Annotated in this window: 20 protein-coding genes, 2 tRNA genes and 2 pseudogenes; 15 read left to right on the top strand and 9 right to left on the bottom strand. The window is 55.8% G+C overall.

Going from position 1 to position 18,270, the window contains the following annotated elements; translation table 11 throughout:
• Positions 1-254 precede the first annotated feature (254 nt).
• The 6 genes from AB4Y96_RS22725 (at position 255) to AB4Y96_RS22750 (ending at position 3,513) form a co-directional block, all read left to right on the top strand.
• Positions 255-803, top strand: coding sequence for a CDP-alcohol phosphatidyltransferase family protein (locus tag AB4Y96_RS22725; RefSeq protein WP_441920087.1), 549 nt, complete (start codon positions 255-257; stop codon positions 801-803).
• Between the two features lie 43 nt (positions 804-846).
• Positions 847-1,959 (top strand): AI-2E family transporter, encoded by a 1,113-nt coding sequence (locus AB4Y96_RS22730; RefSeq protein WP_091881109.1) that lies wholly within the window; start codon positions 847-849, stop codon positions 1,957-1,959.
• A 21-nt stretch (positions 1,960-1,980) separates the two neighbouring features.
• Positions 1,981-2,679: a DnaA regulatory inactivator HdaA gene (gene hdaA / locus AB4Y96_RS22735; RefSeq protein ID WP_441920147.1), complete on the top strand. Its 699-nt coding sequence runs from the start codon at positions 1,981-1,983 to the stop codon at positions 2,677-2,679.
• 242 nt (positions 2,680-2,921) lie between these two features.
• Positions 2,922-2,998: transfer RNA gene (locus tag AB4Y96_RS22740), tRNA-Pro, on the top strand.
• A 76-nt stretch (positions 2,999-3,074) separates the two neighbouring features.
• The gene (locus AB4Y96_RS22745; RefSeq protein WP_091880282.1) at positions 3,075-3,380 is read left to right on the top strand and encodes an ETC complex I subunit; all 306 of its coding nucleotides are present in this window, start codon (positions 3,075-3,077) and stop codon (positions 3,378-3,380) included.
• Positions 3,381-3,436: 56 nt separating this feature from the next.
• A tRNA-Arg gene (locus AB4Y96_RS22750) sits at positions 3,437-3,513 on the top strand.
• A 542-nt stretch (positions 3,514-4,055) separates the two neighbouring features.
• Here AB4Y96_RS22750 and AB4Y96_RS22755 read toward each other — a convergent pair.
• Both AB4Y96_RS22755 and AB4Y96_RS22760 read right to left on the bottom strand, forming a co-directional pair.
• Positions 4,056-5,780: a Hint domain-containing protein gene (locus tag AB4Y96_RS22755; RefSeq protein ID WP_441920089.1), complete on the bottom strand. Its 1,725-nt coding sequence runs from the start codon at positions 5,778-5,780 to the stop codon at positions 4,056-4,058.
• Between the two features lie 367 nt (positions 5,781-6,147).
• On the bottom strand, positions 6,148-7,026 hold the full coding sequence (locus AB4Y96_RS22760) for an alpha/beta fold hydrolase (protein WP_441920091.1): 879 nt from the start codon (positions 7,024-7,026) through the stop codon (positions 6,148-6,150).
• A gap of 242 nt (positions 7,027-7,268) precedes the next feature.
• On the opposite strand from AB4Y96_RS22760, the gene AB4Y96_RS22765 reads away from it, so the two are divergent.
• The gene (locus AB4Y96_RS22765) at positions 7,269-7,466 is read left to right on the top strand and encodes a hypothetical protein (protein WP_091886431.1); all 198 of its coding nucleotides are present in this window, start codon (positions 7,269-7,271) and stop codon (positions 7,464-7,466) included.
• A 38-nt stretch (positions 7,467-7,504) separates the two neighbouring features.
• On the opposite strand, the gene AB4Y96_RS22770 is transcribed toward AB4Y96_RS22765, so the two are convergent.
• A complete protein-coding gene (locus AB4Y96_RS22770) occupies positions 7,505-7,993 on the bottom strand; it encodes an Lrp/AsnC family transcriptional regulator (RefSeq protein ID WP_441920093.1) in 489 nt (162 codons plus the stop codon).
• 104 nt (positions 7,994-8,097) lie between these two features.
• Between AB4Y96_RS22770 and AB4Y96_RS22775 the strand changes: the two genes are divergently transcribed.
• The gene (locus AB4Y96_RS22775; protein WP_441920095.1) at positions 8,098-9,294 is read left to right on the top strand and encodes a diaminopropionate ammonia-lyase; all 1,197 of its coding nucleotides are present in this window, start codon (positions 8,098-8,100) and stop codon (positions 9,292-9,294) included.
• On the opposite strand, the gene AB4Y96_RS22780 is transcribed toward AB4Y96_RS22775, so the two are convergent.
• On the bottom strand, positions 9,291-10,196 hold the full coding sequence (locus AB4Y96_RS22780) for a LysR family transcriptional regulator (protein WP_441920097.1): 906 nt from the start codon (positions 10,194-10,196) through the stop codon (positions 9,291-9,293). The genes AB4Y96_RS22775 and AB4Y96_RS22780 overlap by 4 nt on opposite strands.
• Positions 10,197-10,312: 116 nt before the next feature.
• Here AB4Y96_RS22780 and AB4Y96_RS22785 point away from each other — a divergent pair, with 116 nt between their 5' ends.
• Entirely contained in the window at positions 10,313-11,314 is a 1,002-nt protein-coding gene (locus tag AB4Y96_RS22785; protein WP_441920099.1) for an aldo/keto reductase, read from the top strand.
• Between the two features lie 42 nt (positions 11,315-11,356).
• Here AB4Y96_RS22785 and AB4Y96_RS22790 read toward each other — a convergent pair whose 3' ends face one another.
• Positions 11,357-13,141 (bottom strand): M23 family metallopeptidase, encoded by a 1,785-nt coding sequence (locus AB4Y96_RS22790; RefSeq protein WP_441920101.1) that lies wholly within the window; start codon positions 13,139-13,141, stop codon positions 11,357-11,359.
• A 220-nt stretch (positions 13,142-13,361) separates the two neighbouring features.
• Between AB4Y96_RS22790 and AB4Y96_RS22795 the strand changes: the two genes are divergently transcribed.
• From AB4Y96_RS22795 to AB4Y96_RS22805, 3 genes are all read left to right on the top strand, one after another.
• On the top strand, positions 13,362-14,198 hold the full coding sequence (locus AB4Y96_RS22795; RefSeq protein ID WP_441920148.1) for a helix-turn-helix domain-containing protein: 837 nt from the start codon (positions 13,362-13,364) through the stop codon (positions 14,196-14,198).
• Positions 14,199-14,273: 75 nt separating this feature from the next.
• The gene (locus AB4Y96_RS22800) at positions 14,274-14,414 is read left to right on the top strand and encodes a hypothetical protein (RefSeq protein ID WP_175540748.1); all 141 of its coding nucleotides are present in this window, start codon (positions 14,274-14,276) and stop codon (positions 14,412-14,414) included.
• A gap of 288 nt (positions 14,415-14,702) precedes the next feature.
• Positions 14,703-14,939 (top strand): DUF1127 domain-containing protein, encoded by a 237-nt coding sequence (locus tag AB4Y96_RS22805; RefSeq protein WP_175540747.1) that lies wholly within the window; start codon positions 14,703-14,705, stop codon positions 14,937-14,939.
• A 77-nt stretch (positions 14,940-15,016) separates the two neighbouring features.
• On the opposite strand, the gene AB4Y96_RS22810 is transcribed toward AB4Y96_RS22805, so the two are convergent.
• Positions 15,017-15,232: a helix-turn-helix domain-containing protein gene (locus AB4Y96_RS22810; protein ID WP_441920102.1), complete on the bottom strand. Its 216-nt coding sequence runs from the start codon at positions 15,230-15,232 to the stop codon at positions 15,017-15,019.
• A 116-nt stretch (positions 15,233-15,348) separates the two neighbouring features.
• On the opposite strand from AB4Y96_RS22810, the gene AB4Y96_RS22815 reads away from it, so the two are divergent.
• A complete protein-coding gene (locus AB4Y96_RS22815) occupies positions 15,349-15,642 on the top strand; it encodes a hypothetical protein (RefSeq protein ID WP_441920104.1) in 294 nt (97 codons plus the stop codon).
• A gap of 88 nt (positions 15,643-15,730) precedes the next feature.
• A pseudogene (locus AB4Y96_RS22820) lies at positions 15,731-16,015 on the top strand (SAM-dependent methyltransferase); the annotation flags it as partial.
• Between the two features lie 27 nt (positions 16,016-16,042).
• Here the strand turns inward: AB4Y96_RS22820 and AB4Y96_RS22825 are convergent.
• The gene (locus tag AB4Y96_RS22825) at positions 16,043-16,435 is read right to left on the bottom strand and encodes a GFA family protein (protein ID WP_091886410.1); all 393 of its coding nucleotides are present in this window, start codon (positions 16,433-16,435) and stop codon (positions 16,043-16,045) included.
• A 125-nt stretch (positions 16,436-16,560) separates the two neighbouring features.
• A complete protein-coding gene (locus AB4Y96_RS22830; protein ID WP_441920106.1) occupies positions 16,561-17,118 on the bottom strand; it encodes a DUF308 domain-containing protein in 558 nt (185 codons plus the stop codon).
• 139 nt (positions 17,119-17,257) lie between these two features.
• Here AB4Y96_RS22830 and AB4Y96_RS22835 point away from each other — a divergent pair, with 139 nt between their 5' ends.
• Positions 17,258-17,836, top strand: coding sequence for a TetR/AcrR family transcriptional regulator (locus AB4Y96_RS22835; protein WP_441920108.1), 579 nt, complete (start codon positions 17,258-17,260; stop codon positions 17,834-17,836).
• Positions 17,837-18,042: 206 nt separating this feature from the next.
• Here AB4Y96_RS22835 and AB4Y96_RS22840 read toward each other — a convergent pair.
• Positions 18,043-18,219 (bottom strand): annotated as a pseudogene (locus AB4Y96_RS22840) (helix-turn-helix domain-containing protein); the annotation flags it as partial.
• Positions 18,220-18,270: the final 51 nt, after the last annotated feature.

An 18,270-nucleotide genomic window follows, 5' to 3' on the forward strand; every position in this document is an offset into this window, starting at 1 on the left:
ACTCTCCGTCATCCTCGGGCTTGACCCGAGGACCCACAATGTAAAAGCGTCGAGCATTCAGGCTTGTTTGATTTTCTTGCCGTGGGTCCTCGGGTCAAGCCCGAGGATGACGGAGATGGGCGGGTGTTAGGGAGTTAAGTTCTGCGATGTCGGCGATTAGCGTTGCATCCACACTCTCCCTCATGGTGAGCTTGTCGAACCACGAACTACGAACCAGACCGATAAACATAAGAAAATGCGAGGAAGCCGATAGCGTGACAATTCCCAATTACATCACCATCTTCCGCTTCATTCTTGTGCCTTTCATCGTCATGGCGTTGCTTTCCGGTTATGTCGCCACGGCGCTGATCGGTTTTGTCGTGGCGGGTGTGTCCGATGGTGTGGATGGCTATATTGCCCGCCGCTACAACCAGCGCACGGAACTTGGTGCCTATCTTGATCCCATCGCCGATAAATTGCTGCTGGTGACGCTGTTTGTCGTTCTCGGTTTCCTGAATGAATTGCCGGTCTGGCTGGTTGTCATCGTTGTTTCGCGCGATATCCTCATTATAGGGGCCGTGCTGCTCTCGACGGTGATGGCCAATCCGGTGGAAATGCGCCCGCTTCTTGTCTCCAAGGCAAATACGGCCCTGCAGATCATATTGGTGGCCTTCACGCTGGCAGATATGACATTCGAATTTTCGTTCGGCGCAGGCCGGATGATTCTGGTATGGGTGGTTGCACTCTTGACCGCAGCGTCCTCCACTGCCTATCTCGTGGCATGGACAAAACACATGGCAGGCTATGAGCAAATCCGTAAGTAAGACCAAGACGATCACACCGGCCGAGCAGGACATCCACGTCGATGTGCAGGTGAACACGCTCGCTGGCAGCGTGCGCCGTCAGGCGGTTTTCTGGACCGGCGCTGTCGTGTTCCTGGCTCTTTTTCTCTACATCTTCTCGTCCATTCTGCTGCCCTTTGTGGCCGGACTTGTTCTCGCCTACTTCCTTGATCCTGTTGCCGACCGGCTGGAACGCCTGGGCATGTCGCGCCTTGTCGCAACAATCGTGATCCTGATCCTGTTTGTGGTGACCTTCGCGCTGCTGCTGATGATCCTTGTGCCTATCCTTGCCTCGCAGATGACTGATTTCATCGCCCGTCTGCCAAGCTATGTGGCGCGCTTGCAGGAATTGATCGCCAACCGCGATTCGCAATGGCTGAAGGATTTTATCGGCGTTGATGCTTCCGTCATCCGCAACAGTCTCGATTCGCTGTTGCAGCAGGGCGCGGGCTTCCTTTCCACTCTGCTCCAGTCGATCTGGAGTTCGGGCAAGACGCTAATCGACGTTGCAGCGCTCTTCGTCGTAACCCCGGTTGTGGCTTTCTACATGCTGCTCGACTGGGACCGCATGGTGCAGAGCATCGACAACCTTACCCCGCGCGATCATGTCCAGACCGTGCGCGATATCGCCAATGACATGAACAAGGCCATTGCCGGCTTCGTGCGCGGGCAGGGCACGGTGTGCCTGCTTCTCGGCATGATCTATGCCGTGGGCCTCACCATCGTCGGTTTGAACTTCGGACTGTTGATCGGCCTTTTCGCCGGTCTTATCAGCTTTATTCCCTATGTCGGTTCGCTGGTTGGACTGGTGCTGGCCATTGGCGTGGCGCTGGTGCAGTTCTGGCCCGACTATTTCTATGTGGGCGCGGTTGCTGTCGTGTTCTTCATCGGCCAGTTCTTTGAAGGCAACATTCTCCAGCCGAAACTCGTTGGCTCCTCGGTCGGGTTGCATCCGGTCTGGTTGATGTTTGCGCTGTTTGCCTTCGGTTCACTTCTGGGCTTTACCGGGATGCTGATTGCCGTGCCAACAGCTGCGGCCATGGGTGTTCTCGTGCGCTTTATCATCAGTCGCTACCGGCAATCCCCGCTCTACACAGGCGATCCCCGCAAAATCGAACAATCCAAAGAAATCCGGTGACATCAGGGCGGCATTGACTGTATTTCACTGGCTATGACCGATACACCGCGACAACTGCCGCTCGATCTTGGCCATGAGCCGGGATATTCGCGCGACGATCTGATCGTCACCGCCTCCAACATGGCGGCGGTGGATATTGTTGATCGCTGGCCGGAGTGGATTTCCCCGGTCGTTATTCTGGCCGGACCGACGGGATCGGGCAAAACCCATCTTGCCGCCGTCTGGAAGGCCGATTCGGATGCCACAGTCATTGACGCGGCGCATATCGGCGACGCATCGGGTAAAAGCGGACCATTTCTCATCGATAACATCGGCGATGGCCCAATTGACGAGGCTGGTCTGTTCCATCTCATCAATACGGTGCGCCAGAGTGGCTCAAGCTTGCTCATGACCTCGCGCCGCTGGCCCGCCAACTGGCCGGTAAAACTGCCTGATCTGGCCTCACGCCTGAAGGCGGCAACAACGGTGGAGATCGGTGAGCCTGATGATATGCTGCTATCAGGGGTGCTCTACAAGCTCTTTGCCGACCGGCAGATCGCCGTTGACCCCAATGTCATCAGCTTCCTCGTCAGCCATATCGAGCGTTCGCTTTCCACAGCCAGCCGCATTGTCGATAAGCTTGATCGCGCCGCGCTGGAGAAAAAATCAAAAATCACCCGTACGCTGGCTGCCAGTGTTGTGACTGCGATTGATGAAGGGCAGGCGACATTCGATCTATAGAGGAGAGGAGATATAAGCCGGCAGTCGCGGCGGAGTATGAAAACTCGGGCCTGAGTCGCAACAATGATTACAATTTGGTGTGCGATTTCAAGGCAAAGGGCAAATCAGCAGGATTTTGCATGCGGCTTTTCGGCCCTATTTCACGCCTGCACAGCAATTATGCGATTTTCATAAGTTTTCCTATTTCTGGCTATTGCTTTCCCGGTTCCGACTCTCTATTGCACACAACGTTCAAGTTGGAACGGAGCGTAGCGCAGCCTGGTAGCGCATCTGGTTTGGGACCAGAGGGTCGCAGGTTCGAATCCTGCCGCTCCGACCACTTTGACTAATGATGCTGCTGGTACTGAACCGAAGCCTGTACTATATCGGGATTTCAGACAAAGGGATTTTTTCTGATGGCAGCACGTATTTACAGCCCCGCAAAAACAGCAATGCAATCAGGCAAGGCCAAAACCGATGGCTGGATGCTTGAGTTCGAGCCGGAACAGCCACGCAAGGTTGAGCCGCTGATGGGCTACACGTCATCCGGCGATATGAAGAGCCAGATTCGCCTGTCGTTCGAGACGAAGGAAGAGGCAATCGCTTACGCACAGAAGAACGGCATTGCCTATTCTGTGCAGGAACCGAAGGAAACCAGACGGCGTGTGGTTTCCTATTCGGAAAACTTCCGCTTTGATCGCAAGCAGCCCTGGACTCACTGACTGTTTRCATTTTGTTCGGATTTCCCGGCGATACTGTAATCGCCGGTTCAAAAGCTGGTCCCGTAGCTCAGCTGGATAGAGCACCGGCCTTCTAAGCCGACGGTCGCTGGTTCGAATCCAGCCGGGATCGCCATCATTTCAAATATTTAGCGGTCAGTTTGATTGAAAGTTCAGACTCATCTGAAAAGGGAGTTTAGACTTTTGACGCTTATTTGTTCCGATCCCTTATCCGCGGACGACCAATTATACGCGCTTCATCGACCTGCCTGACACTCTCCAGATCAACTGCCTGATGCGTTTTATGGATCGCGTTTGCGCTCGATATGCTGTTCGCCAACCCTGTGCGTGTCTCAGCCGATAGCGTTGAGACAATCTTCCTTGCAGATATCGATATGGCATTCGACGACACTCGTGCTGCTCGCATCCATCGCAAAGAGGAAGAGGCAAATGAAAAGTCAAACTTGGCCAAGCGCTTTCCAGTAGGATTGGACGTATTCGTCACGGATTCCGGCAATCCATTCGCTTCGTTTTGAAGGGATTGTGGAGGAAGTGACAAATGCTGGGCGCATCATTGCGTTGATCGAACTTTTCGGCAGAATGACTCCTGTAGAGTTTGAGCAATCACAGCTCATGGCAGCGTCCGCTTGACTTGGCTGAGGGCATTCAAAACAAAGATTATGCGGCCCGCAGCGGGACGATGTTGGTTTGGTTTGCATCAACAGGTTCGGCGCGCGGTGGTCTGGTTTTCGACCCTGCCACCCAATGCGGACTGCCGCCTGAATCCATGGTCACGCGCAGAAAGACGTGGGTTCGGCAATCGGCCCACAGCTCGCTTGGCAGCTTCAGTGAACCGTTGGTCCATCGCCATGATTTGCCGTTTTCGCTCTCCGGATAGTGAARACCGTCATCAAGCCGGGGATCGTTAAGGTCGATATCCTTGCTGCAGCGCAAGCCGTCATTGATGTGAAGCCTATTGATGGAAATGCCGAGCCTGCGCTCATCRCCGCTGTCGGACCATTCGGCCGGAATGAATGTCTCCGATACAAGCCGCACGTCGCGGGCACGCACYGGKATSAGRAAGCGYGCCAGTCCCTCATCAAKATCCGGTTCAATCCGCAYGCCRTCRGCCACGATATGGATGTCCATATCGGTGGTTTTGGTCCAGCCGAGCAGTTCCGCCCGTGCCCGCAACCGGCTCGCCACCGCTTCGACGATCAGCCCGTCAAGGATCAGGGGCCGGCAATAATCCGCCGGGCTGCCAAGTTTGCGATCCGGGTCAGTCACACCGTGGCTTYCCTCAAACCATGCRCGGCTGCCGCAATCGAGATAGCTTTCCGTYGGCAGGCCATTGGCGAGAAGAATATCGTGGCTGCCGAGTTCGACATGCCAATAGGTGACTTCATCGACATCGACCTGTGCGATGGTTGCGCCATTGATGAGATAGCCCRCSGGGATAAGCACCTCGTCGAGAATGCGCACGCAGACGGCATGACCGGGAGAAAGCCACAAATCAGCATAGGGCATCTGGTCGCCAAAGGCTCCGGCCTGAATGCGGACGGGGCAGGCGGACTGAAACTCGGCTGATCCGTCACGTTTCATGGTGTGATGGCCCAACCAGATGATCGGGCGATGCTCGCCGGAGGCCGTGACCACCATATCTCCAACGTCGAGCGTTTCGACCGCGATATCGCCGCGCTCCGTCCGGATCAGTGTTCCTGGAGTGAAACAGGGTACATTGGGGTCCACTTGGAGTGTCGTGATACTCCCGGTACCTGAATTGAAGATCAGATCTGCGACGTTTACATCATTGCCAAAGGTGAGAGTGTAGCTCCCCGCTGTTGTTGTGTAGGTCACGGTGTGCCCGTTTAAGGTCATACCGGTTACAGTTCCGGTTCCGGCATATGTGATGATGTTGGTCGCGTAAAAGTTCTCTATTGTTCCGTCAAATTGGGTTGAAAAGGCAAAGGTGACGTTGGGAGAGACAGGTACACCCAGATATGGGTGATAGTGCATGCGGATCGTTTGGGTCGAGTTGATGCCATCCCACCGGTACGACGCGTTCTGGTCGAGGACCACGACTCCGGATGCGGATGTCACACCAGTTCCAGCTGTAATTTTGCCGTTGAATGCATATATCACCCCGCCGGAAATAGCTCCTGTTCCTACAGTACCTATGTCAAGTGAAGCAGTTGCAGGGCCGCCATAGACACTCAAAGTCGTGTTCGGACCCAAAACAAGGCCGCCGATCGTCGGGCCCCAACCCCGTGGACCGTTTGCGCCCAAAGATTGCGTGTTGATAACCACCGTGTCTAGTGAGCTAGGAGTGTCGCCCGACGACCAATTGGCAGGGTTAAGCCAAAGATTGTCACCGGCATTACCAGTCCACGTAATGGTTGCCACGACTCTCTCCGCAGTTGCAAAAATGATCCGGTTTCATACGAGTATAAAATATCCATAGAGCAGCATTCATTGAATATAATATCAAATTAAACAGCAAGAAGTTTTTCTTATACACGTTAGAGATTATTATCAGTGCGGTTGGGTTTTCAATATTACCGATATGTGCTTGCCATATGGTGTTAATGCCGACAAAAGTGCAAAATAATGCTTTAAGTGACGTCAAAGTTCGTGACGAACCACCTTTTCGAAATAAACATAATATTGCTTCGCAGCTCGTGAACTTGCAAAGATCATACATGCAGGCGCTGAATGGATGTTGGTATGATCCATCCAGCGCCTGGCAGAAAGTCAACAGTTGAAGATGGGCCTACTGGAACATGCCCTTCGGCGTTTCATCTTTCAGGAAGGGTTCCACAAAGGCTTCCAGCAATTCCGGTTGCGCGATGATTGCGGTATGTGAGGTGGCGGGCATGACGGCAAGTCGCGAGGCCGACAGTGGCTTGCCCATATCGCCCATCGCGCCGCCACCAAGCAGCCGGAACAGAGCCACGGAGTGTTCCAGTGTCGTCACGTCGGCATCAGCAGTGATAATCAGTACCGGCGCTTTGACCGCATTGACATCCGTTCCCCATGCCATCGGCTCATGTTCAAGTGCGATCAGCTTTTTGACGAGGGCGGGAAAACCATCAGGATTGGCAGCCAGCTTGCGATATTCCTGAGCAAACGGCATTCCCACGAACATCTCGACACTCATCTGCGGAATGAAAGCCTTGTATTCAGGCTGAAAACCCTCGGCGTCATAGGCAGTGGAAGCCGCCACCAGCCGCGTCACCTTATCCGGATGACGGATGGCAAGTTGCAGTCCGGCGCCGGCACCCATGGAATAGCCGAAGACATCGGCTTTCTTGACACCCACGGCATCCATGAACGCGGCGGTATCGTCGGCGAGGTTTGCATAGGTGATCGGCCGGTCAATATCATTGGTGCGTCCGTGGCCCTGAAACTCCAGCGCATAGACTTGGTGGTTTTTGGCCAGCATCGGGATGATCTTGCCCATCGATGGAATATTCATATAGGCGCCATGCAGCACAATGAGCGGATCGCCGCTTCCGGAAACCTCGTAATACATTTTCATGCCATTGACTTCGGCATAGGCGGACTTTGCCGCATCCTGTGCATGCGCCAGCGGTATTGCGGCTGCGATGAACAGCGCGCCGGCGATTGCCTTGAATATTGAGCGTTTCATGATGGTTCCATCCCTTCAAATGTGGCTTGTAGCCCTAGGACGTTCGAGCCAAGCCCGATTCTACATTGCCTCGAAATTTTTTTGAAAACCGAAGATTTCTGTACGGGTTGCCACTGCATTAAGCGCTAGGACACGGGCTCGATCCGTCAGGCCATAACAAGCTTGAGCGCGATTTCATCGACAACTAGGGCTGTCGTGATATCCTGCTTCCATTGTCGTGCTTGAGAAGGTATGAGCCGCGCATGTCCAGTTCATTGTCATCGCTCGAAAACGCCGCAAAATACCTCTCGCCCGAGGACAAGGCTCAGTTCCTGAAAATCAAGCGCGAGATGGAAAAAGCCGGTGCTTCCAGAAAAAGCATCGAGGAGCGTTTGCACGCCTTTATATGGGACGTGATTGAGTCCGATGACGAGGACGAAGATGATGAAGAGGCCGAATAAGGCCCTCTGGTTTTAGCGCAATCAATATCGCGCCGCTCTTACGTCAATGGGATGGTCATTCCTGTCTTGACGCGGTCCATCACCACGACAGTGCGGAACCGTTTGACGTTATGATTGCCGAAGAACAGTCTGCGGGTCAGGGCTTCATATTCGGTCATGCTGGCAACAATGACCACCAGAATAAAATCAGCCTCGCCGGTTACATAGTAGCACTGCTGTACCTCCGCGGCAGCAGCAAAGCTCCTTTTGGCCGCGTCAATCAGGTCGATACGCTCGCTCTCGACCTCAACTTCGACAAAAAGCGTGATGGGTTGCCCCACCTTTGCAGGATCAAGCACGGCGATATTTGCCTGAATAATGCCCGTTTCCTCCATGCGTTTGATACGGCGCTGCACAGCTGGCGCGGACAGATTGACCGCCTCGCCAATAATCCGCTGCGGCGTGGTATTATCCCTTTGCAGAATGTCGAGGATCGCGAGATCGAAATGATCGAGATCATTTCGCCCTATCAATGATTTCTTTGCCATTGGATGTCTTTCACGAAACAAACTTGCACAAGCAGGGTCAAATCAGAGCGCTTTTATCACCTGTATCGCAATATAAATACGTCGATTACAGGAGTGAAAGAGCAATGCTGATCCTCAACCAGCACCCCGATCATAACAAACCGCTCGATATAACCGATGCGCAGACGCTTGGTGCAGAGGCAGCCAAGGAGGTTGAGCGGTTTTTATCCTATCGCGACAATCATATGCCGACGCCACTGCATGCATTGCCAGCCCTTGCCGCAGAACTTGGCATTGCAGCGCTCCACGTCAAGGATGAGGGGCAGCGTCTTGGTCTTGGGAGTTTCAAAGCACTGGGCGGTTCCTACGCCGTCATCCGGCTTGTGCTTGAGGAAGCCAATCGCCAGCTCGGGCGGATCGTTGATGTCAGCGAACTTCATACGCAACAGGTGCGGGCCATAGCCAGTCGCATGACCTTCGGATGCGCGACAGATGGCAATCACGGCAAGTCGGTTGCAGCAGGTGCGCAGCTTGTCGGCGCAAAATCGGCGATTTTCGTCCATGCCGGAGTGAGCGATGAAAGGGTGGCTGCCATTGCCCGTTATGGTGCCGAGATGATCCGGGTGGATGGCACCTATGATGATTCCATTCGCGAGTCGGCGCGGGGAAGTGAAGCGAAGGGCTGGACCATCGTATCCGATACGTCCTGGCCGGGTTATGAGCGTATTCCCGGGCTGGTGATGCAAGGATACACAGCCATCATACGCGAAGCATTGCGCGATCTGCCTGAACTGCCGACCCATGTATTCGTGCAGGCAGGCGTTGGCGGTGTGGCTGCGGCTTTGGCAGGGCATCTGGCGCTTCTCTTCGGTGACAGGCGTCCCACCTTTATCGTGGTCGAGCCTGCACGCGCGGCCTGCATCTTTGCCAGTGCGGCGGCGGGCGAGGTGGTGAAAATTGCCCATGGCGAAGCAACCGTCATGGCGATGCTTGAATGTTATGAACCTTCGCCCGTGGCGTGGCGGGTTCTTACCCGTGCTGCCGATGCGTTTATGACGGTGGAAGAAGAAGGTGCCGTCCTTGCCATGAACCAGCTGGCCCGGCCGCTGGGCAATGATACGCCTGTTGTTGCCGGGGAAAGTGGGGGCGCCGGTCTTGCGGGGTTATTTGCTGTCGCAGGAGATCAGACGATGCGTGAGGCCATTCATCTTGATAGCCGTTCGCGCGTCTTCATCGTCAACACGGAGGGTGCCACAGATCCAGAGCTGTATACGCGCCTTGTGGGGCTTACGCCGCATGCGGTTATTGGCGAGGATGCCTAAGTTCTCTGGTCTCTGCCGGATTTGATAAAATCAACAAAAGCGCGCAGCGGCGTGGGCATGTGGTTGCGGCTTGGATAATAGAGAAAAGGTCCGGAAAAACTCTGCCACCATTCTGGCATGACAGGCAGCAATGCGCCGCTTGCGAGCCCCTCCTGCAGAAACTCTTCGAATGTGCAGATAATACCCAGCCCCGCTATTGCTGCACCATATTCAAGCTCCATGGTGGAGGCGATCAATGGCCCTGTTGGATTGACCTTGACCAGTTCGCCATCCCGCTCAAACTCCCAGGATGCGACCGCGCCGCTGGCAAAGCGGTGACGTATGCAAGCATGTTCCAGCAAATCCTTCGGATGCCGTGGCGCGCCATGTTTTTCGATATAGGCGGGCGCTGCAACACAAATAAAGCGCTGCCTGCGCGGGCCGATCGGCACGGCGATCATGTCAAGTTCAATGCTTTCATCGTAGCGGATACCCGCATCAAAACCTGCGGCAAGCACATCGATAAATGTGTCATTGGTGGATACTTCAAGCGTGATGCCTGGATAAGCAGTGAGAAACGCGTTCACAATTGGCGACAGGACGCGCTGCGCCACAATGCCGGGAACATTGAGCTTCAATGTTCCCGTCGGGCTGTCGCGAAAACTGTTGAGTGCGTCAAGCGCTCCGGTGATTTCACCCAATGCAGGCGTCAGCCGCTCAAGCAGCCGCGTGCCCGCCTCCGTCGGTGTCACGCTGCGCGTGGTGCGGTTGAGCAGACGAACGCCGACGCGTTCCTCCAGACGCCTGATAGCATCGCTCAGCGAGGAGGCGGATACACCGCGCAACTTCGCCGCGCCGCGAAAGCTGCGTGAACTGGCCACGGCCACAAGCGCATCAAGATCGCTGAGATTGGGTTCAGTCATTGTCCGATTTTCCGTACAACCCGTGCATAATGAACTGGATTATCGCACAAACCACTCCGGTTTATAAGAGCCCTACCTGCCGCATGGTGTGCGGCAGCAAAAAGGAGTTCGATACGATGCAAATTCGTCCACTTGGTGCAACCGGCCCGCAAGTTTCCGCTTTGGGCCTCGGTTGCATGGGCATGTCCGGCATATACGGTCCTTCAGATCGAGCCGAGAGCATTGCAACCATTCACGCAGCACTCGAGGCGGGTATTAACCTGCTCGATACTGGCGATTTCTACAATATGGGCCATAACGAGATGCTGATCAGCGAAGCCCTCAAGGGTACAAAGCGCGACGATGCCGTTCTCAGCGTCAAGTTTGGTGCGCAGCGCGATCCGGCGGGCGGCTGGATAGGCTTTGATGCCAGACCCGCCGCTGTCAAAACGGCGCTTTCCTATTCGCTGCAACGGCTCGGTGTTGACTATATCGATATTTACCGTCCGGCCCGCCTCGATCCGAATGTGCCGATTGAAGAGACGATTGGTGCCATTGCCGAACTGGTGCAAGCCGGTTTTGTCAAACATATCGGCCTGTCGGAAGTTGGCCCGGAAACCATCCGCCGCGCCGCTGCCGTCCATCCGATTGTCGATCTTCAGATCGAATATTCGCTGATTTCGCGCAGTGTCGAAGATCGCATTCTTGCAACCTGCCGCGAACTTGGCATTGGTATTACCGCTTACGGCGTCCTGTCACGCGGCCTTATCAGCGGCCATTGGCAAAAAAATGCCACCGGTCCAACGGATTTCCGCAGCCACAGCCCACGTTTTCAGGGCGAGAACGTCGACCGGAATTTGGCTCTGGTTGATGCCTTGCAGAAGATCGCGGCGGCCAAGGGAGTGACGGTTGCGCAGATTGCCATAGCCTGGGTTGTGGCACAGGGCGATGACATTATTCCGGTTGTCGGCGCCCGCCTACGCGACCGATTGAGTGAAGCGCTGGGTGCGCTTGATGTGGTCCTGACAAAGGACGATCTTGACCGCATCGAACAGGCCGTGCCGAAAGGCGCGGCGGCTGGCGATCGTTACGCCGCCGCGCAGATGGCGCATCTCGATAGTGAAGTGGGTGCTCATTAAGCGCCAAAAACAACAGGACTGACTGGCATTGGCCGGTCAGTTCTAATGAATGGCAGTTTGTACCCGGCCATCATCCTGCGGCGCAAAAGCATTGGCGATGCGTGCGCCGATATAGTTTTCGATATTGTTGACATGCCTGATCTGCTTGCGAAAATCGTCGAGCCGGTCGCCTTCCAGATCAGTACCCGCAGGTAGTTGGGTGGCAGTCGGGTCGTAATATTTATCGCCCATCCGCAGCTCGTAATAGAGGTGTGGGCCGGTGGAAAGACCGGTGGAACCAATATAGGCAATCACCTGACCCTGACTGACGCGCTGGCCGACTTTCAGCGACGGTGGTGTGCGCGAAATATGCGAATAGGTTGTGAAAAACCCGCCATCATGTTTGATGCGGACATATTTGCCGTAGCCCGGCTCAAATGAGATCAGCACCACTTCGCCATCGCCAGCCGCAAGAATGGGTGAGCCGAAAGGCGCCGCATAGTCCACACCATTGTGATGCTTGCGCACTTTCAAAATCGGGTGGGTGCGCCAGGCAAAACCATCGCCGAGGCGTCCGTTCGGTACCGGATTTTTCATCAGCGTTTTGGAAGCGGACTGGCCGTCCTCATCAAAAAATTCCGCCTTGTTTCCCGGTGCTGCGCGGTAATGATAAAACCGCTTCGTCTTGTCCTTCATGTTGAAGGTGACGGCAATCGGCTCGGATTCGCCTTTTTCATTGGTGCGGAAAACAAGCTCGACGGACTGGTCGAGCAGGGCGGCATCAGTGAGTTTGATGCCGTTTTCCTTGGCAAGCTCCAGAATCCGCGCCGCCATACGGGCGGGAACGTTCAGTTTTTCCAGTTGCTGCATGGCCGCTGGAAATTCCTTCTCGGCGGCCTGTGCCCGCTCATCCGTGGTGGTGTCAGGGTTTGCGGCATCAATACCGGCCGCATGTGCATCATGCGCCAGCCGCTCATACAGCCGTGGGTTGTTGACGCGCTGGAGGATGCCACCATCGTCGCGCCCAAGATCATCAGGCGGACTGTCATGCCGGAAGAGCCGTGCCATAAGCAGCCGTTCCGGGGCGTCCTTGTGCGGCGCCTTTTCCAGAAGCAACTCGATCCGCTCTGGCGATTGATCATTGCTGGCACTCAGCGCAGTCTGCAACGCGACACGGTCTTCGCTGGTCATATTGGCTGCGGCGAGCAGATTGTTGATATCGCCGTCTTTGGTGGGCAGCGCAACCACCTGCTCGACGGCAGGCGCTGGCTGTACCTTCGATGTACTGACATTGACAGGTGTTCCGCGCACAAGAATGCGCTCTTCACCAAGGCTTGCCAGCGCCACCGGCATGACAGCGGTTTTCGCCGTCTTGGCCTTTTCTGTCAGGATAGCCTTGAACGGGTCGCCGCCAGCGCGGGCGAACCGTTGTTTAAGGACGGTGCTATGGCCGGGGCTACCTTGTTTTGGCACGTCAGTGTCTGCACCAATTTTCACCTGATGGTAGGCGAATTTTTCGGTGGAACCATCTGCCTGGCTTTCAATCACCTTGGCTACGGGGATCGCCTGCGCGACAGCCGGTGGTGGTAAACGGTCACCTTTCGGAGCAGCCTCCGGCTGCCGCCGGGCAGGCGTCGCCGTGGCAAGTGCGACTGGCGGGCGCTTGCCCATCACAGTCAGAATGCCTGCGAACATGCCGGCAGACGCAATCGCGGCCAGTAAGATTGCAACCATAAAGCGTGCGTGGGTGAAAAATGAAAAGCGTATGATGCGCGAGATCTGGCTTGTGGCGCCAAACTTCTCGTCGATTGCAGGTTCAGTTGTCTGTTCTGCGCTTGATCGCGTCATCAGGTCCCGTAGGCCATTTTTATCGTCCGCGAGCAGTTATTCCATAACGTGGCAATATCGAGGCAAACATGGCCTTATCCCCAATAAACTGCCTTAAATGTGCTCAACCCATGTCCGCACGAACGCACCTGACAGGAGGATGTCAGGAGCCATGCGGTACTATTCGTCCGTTCCGGAACGGGATTGAACTTCGATGAATGACGTTTGTAACGTGGCAGCCATGCCCGAATTTGAAGTCAGCGCATTGCTGGATACGGATGTCGTGTCCCTGAGCAATGTGCGCTGCCATGGCAATTGCCGCCATCGCAGCGCCGAAGAGTGTACGTCCGCCACCCATCTCGTCTTCCCCTATCGCGGGCTCTATATCAGGCATGTCGGCAGCGAGCAGGCGGTGGCCGACGCCAACCATGTCCTGTTTTTCAATGCGGGCGATGGCTATCAGGTTAGCCACCCCGTTGGCGGCGGTGACTCAAGCCTGTCGATAACGCTGTCCGAAACTGTCCTGCAGGAATTGGCCCCGGCGTCCCTTCTCAAGAAGCGCGGCGAATTTGGTTTCCGCAGCCAGCATCAGCGCATTGATCCGCGTGCGCAGGCGCTGGTCGCGCTGCTGCGCCATCATCTGGAAAACGCCACGATAGAACCATTGGAGGCCGAAAGCCTGCTGCTCACATTGGTGGCCCGTAGTCTTGGACCGCGCACCTCGCACGCGCCCAGCGCCACCTTTGCCCGTAGCCGTCTGGCGGACCGGGTCAAAGTGCTTCTGGCAAGTGATCTGTCCCGTCGCTGGACGCTGGCTGAAATCGCCGGGGAAATCGGCGGCTCGCCTGTGTACCTCACACAGGTGTTCCAGCAGGTCGAAGGCATTCCGCTCTATCGCTATCACCTGCGTCTGCGCCTTGCCCGCGCGCTTGATCTTCTGGCTGGCTATGACGACCTTTCCGCCCTTGCGCTGGATTTGGGTTTTTCCAGCCACAGCCACTTCACGGCAGCCTTCCGGCAGGCCTATGGCCGCTCGCCAACCGCCTTTGCGCAATCGGCCAATCCCAAAAACAGCTAAAGATCTCGATAGCGGCCAATTGTCCGTAGTGGTCTCCTTGCTATGCCCGATTGGCGGGCAAAAAGGAGAAAAATCATGGCTGAGAGAACCTGTGCTGTCTGTGATGACAAGCTTGAGGCAACCGTCATTGAAGTCAAAATCGGCGACCAAACAGTCGAAGTCTGCTGCGAGGAATGCGCCGACAAGCTGCGCGAAGCGACAGCAAAATCCGCGTGAGGATGCAGCCGGCAAGGACGGGGCAGGGGCGGGTACCGTCAGCATTCACCCCCCCCCCCCCCTCTGCCCTGTCGGACTACCGGGGCGAGCCACGGGTCTCGCCCGTCCTTCGGACCCCCCACAGGGGAAAATCAAATTGGCATGAACGCCATTGCACAACAGGAAACGTTTCAGATTTCGCAAAGGCCGTATTGAAGGCTGATCTCCCCCCTTGTGGGGGAGATGCCCGACAGGGCAGAGGGGGGTGAAACTCGCCCCCGCCAAACCCACGCAACTCAGGAAACCAAAATGATGGAGGCCGATATGGCTGATATTGCGTCTTTCTTTTTCAGGCTGGCGAGCCACTGGCGCGCGGCGCGTACGTACCGGCATATCAATGAGCTTCCTGACCATATCCTTGCGGATATCGGCTGGCCGGAAGCCTATTTCGAACGGCGGGTGGAGCATGCAGTTATGGATGGGATGTGTGAACCTGTTGTGAGATCGTGTGACAATCCGGTGCTTTGGCGGCGCAGTCCGGGATAAAGGATCGTGCTCTATCCCATAAATGCTTTCAGCATCTTCAGCATGGCCGAGCTACCCGCCATTCATGGGCCCGGTTTTTAAGGATGGCTGGTGAGCAGTGTGGCCGTTGTGGTTTCAAGCACGACCGCGATCTTGGCGACAATCGTAATGGTTGGGTTGCGTGTTTCACGCTCGATGCCGGATATGTACGTTCTGTCAATATTTGCCTGGGCTGCAAGCTCTTCCTGGGAAAGCTGCAACTTCTGTCTGCCAAGCCTGACATTGCGCGCCAGAATTCCGCGAACGTTTTCCATCGCGTGGAATGATCATCACTGTAGATGATAGTCCAACGGACTATAGTCGACAAAATGCGCTTTCATTTTGGATGTGTTGATTATAATCTACATTCGATCTCGATGTGAGGATGGCAATGTGGGATATGATTTTCCAAGGTGTGGCTTTGCTTTTATTGGTCTTCTTCGGCAGTCAGCTGATTCTATTCATCAGCTTGGTTCTGTGGATGATCTGGGAGGATGAAATTGAGCCGCGCTTGATCCCATCCACCAAAATAAACCACGCTGCCGAAGACATTATCGCCAGTTACCCAGACCCTGAAAGGGAAGCCTTTGCCCGCCATCAACGCGCGTGGCGTCGCGGTGATGGAGGGCAGCAGACCTATTTGCTCCGTGTGCGTAAAGCGATCAGGCGGCGGTTGTTTGACTAAAGGCGATTTAGTCCGATGGCGCGCTGACATTCCCTGTGCGGTTTCATAGGTATCAATACGTATTTCCAGTTCCTGTCTTTGCGCGTAGCATCTGGTGCGCGACCTGCCCGGCACGTTGCGCAACATCCATGCCCTTCTAGACGCAAAAAGCCTGTTCATCTCCAAAACCCCTTGTGTCGGGGAAATGAACCCGCTTATCCGGCTGGCCGTGCCTGTGATGCGCGCTATTGGCAAGGCTCCCTATGCCGGCATTTTCGGGATGGCAGAATTGACTGCGTTTGTCAGCGAGGCAGGGTTCGATGTTCTTGCCAGCGAAATCCACGCTACGAACCGCAACGACAGCAGACCTTATATCGTGGCGCGCAAGAGATAACGGTAAGGATCGGCCCGTTCGCGCGCCCTACTCTTCGGAGCGGCTGGTGGACTCGCGATCGCGCTCATATCGTTTTGCCAGTGGAAATGGCGGCAACCAGGATTCGCGCCTGATAGTCCAAAGTTCATAGGTTGGTATGAACTGGTCGGGGGCATCAAGCGATCCCAGATTCACTTCGATTTCGTCTGCACTGCGGGCGAAAACAGGTGAACCGCAGCGCGGGCAGAAAAACCGCCCGGCATAATCACGGGTTTCGCCCTCGATTGTCACCGCATCCTGAGGGAATATAGCCGAGGCGTGAAAAAGCGCCCCATGATGCTTGCGGCAGTCGAGGCAGTGACAAAGGCCAACCCGGTAAGGTCGTCCCGAAGCCACAATGCGCACGCTACCGCACAGGCAACCGCCGGTGAACTGGTCCATGCTGCGTCTCCTCCAAAAGCAAACAGGCCGGATATTTACCCGGATATTTACAATGAACCGTCGCCGCATGGCAATGACAGCCGCGCGGGCGGCGCGGCTGTAGGGTCGGTAAAGCGATGCAGCGCTTACGCCTCCGCTTTGCGATAGGCAGTGACGACTAGCCAGACTGCGGATAGCAGGAAGTAGAACGCGCCGAACGCCGCATAGGGAGCAATGTCCAGAATTGTCGGTGCAACATCGCCAATGGACCGGCTGATCATGAAGCCGCCAGCGAGGGCGGACTGCGCGCCGCTCAGGATCATCGCCCATTGCGCGCCGTAGGAGCGCCAGCGCTTTACCCCCGTATTGAGCTGCAGCAGACCCGAAAAGATCGCCCAGACGCCGAATACGGCCAGAACCGCATACATGCTGCTGCTGACAGCGGCGATGACGGCGAGTGTCGTTACGGTGCTGACCGCGACATTCAACGCCTGAGACCGGTTGGCTTGCAAGCCGCCATTGCTCTTGGCGTCAACCAGATTGGCAAGGGCATCCCATGCCGGATAGATGACGAGCAGAAGCGCGACGAGATTGGCCTGCGCGCTGAAGAGAATGGCGGCGGCAACCCAGGCGACCGAGAATAAGGCGCGTGTGAGATAATAGGACCACAGCCAATTGGACTGGGTTGAAGATTGGCTTTGCATCGGTAAATTCCCTGTTAAAATCTACCTACCAGTAGGAAGGTTGAGCCGCAGAGTCAACCTGCTGCCCAAACACCACATTGTGAGAAGCGCAAGCGCTGGCGAGGCTTGACATCCAGCCTACCAGAAGGTAGGTGGCGCTATGAAATCAACGGCTTCCACGTCAGAAAAGATTCTTGATGTCGCCCAGTCCCTCATCGTTGCGGGAGGCTATAACGGTTTCAGCTATGCCGATATCTCGGCGGCAATCGGCATCCGCAAGGCGAGCATTCACCACCATTTCCCGGCAAAGGCTGAGCTGGTCGCGGTGCTGGTGGATCGCTACAGGCGGCAGGCGGAAGCTGGCCTGAATGCGCTGCGTGAGCAGGTCGCAAGCCCCGCTGAACAGCTGCAATCCTATCTGAACTACTGGCAGACATGCATTCGCGATGCCTCGCAACCCTTCTGCGTCTGTGCGATGCTGGCTGGGGAGATGCAGATGCTCCCCGATGAGGTCGCCTCCCGCGTTCGCAGCCATTTTCACAGTCTTGCGGCATGGCTTACCTCCGTGCTGCGCGCCGGAGCGGAGCAGGGCCTGTTCCGGTTGAACAGGCAGCCCGAGGATGAGGCCCAGATGCTGCTGGCATCGGTCCATGGGGCAATGCTCTCGGCAAGGGCTTTGGGCGATCCTGAGCTGTTCAGCACAATCGTCACCACCCAGCTTGCCAAACTGACAAAATAGTCAGCGCGTGGCTAGCGGCGGAGGCATGGTTTGGCACGGCCATCGCCCATGCCAGATTACCCCATAAACGCTTTGAGCATTTTGGCAGCGCGATCAAGCTGTTCATCATTCATGCGCGAAAGTGTTCGATGAATATCCGTCAGAAGCCGCGCACGCTCGCCTGTACCCGGCACGGTGCCAGCCCCAAACAGCACCGGCGTCGGCACATTGAGTGCTGACGCGATCTTATCAGCGGTGTCAAAAAGCGGCGCGGCTTTTCCCCGCTCGATCTTGCCGATCGTCTCTTGGGATACACCGACCAATTCAGCCAGATGCTCAAGCGTCCAGCCCTTTGCTTTGCGGTGATGACGCACATTTGCGCCGAAGAGGAGTTGAAGTTCCATGCGTCCTGAAAGAGAGGCATGCAGCTTGTTAAATCCATAGATAAGAACTGT

It is taken from the genome of Phyllobacterium sp. TAF24 (assembly GCF_052113785.1).
Classification (GTDB): Bacteria; Pseudomonadota; Alphaproteobacteria; order Rhizobiales; family Rhizobiaceae; genus Phyllobacterium.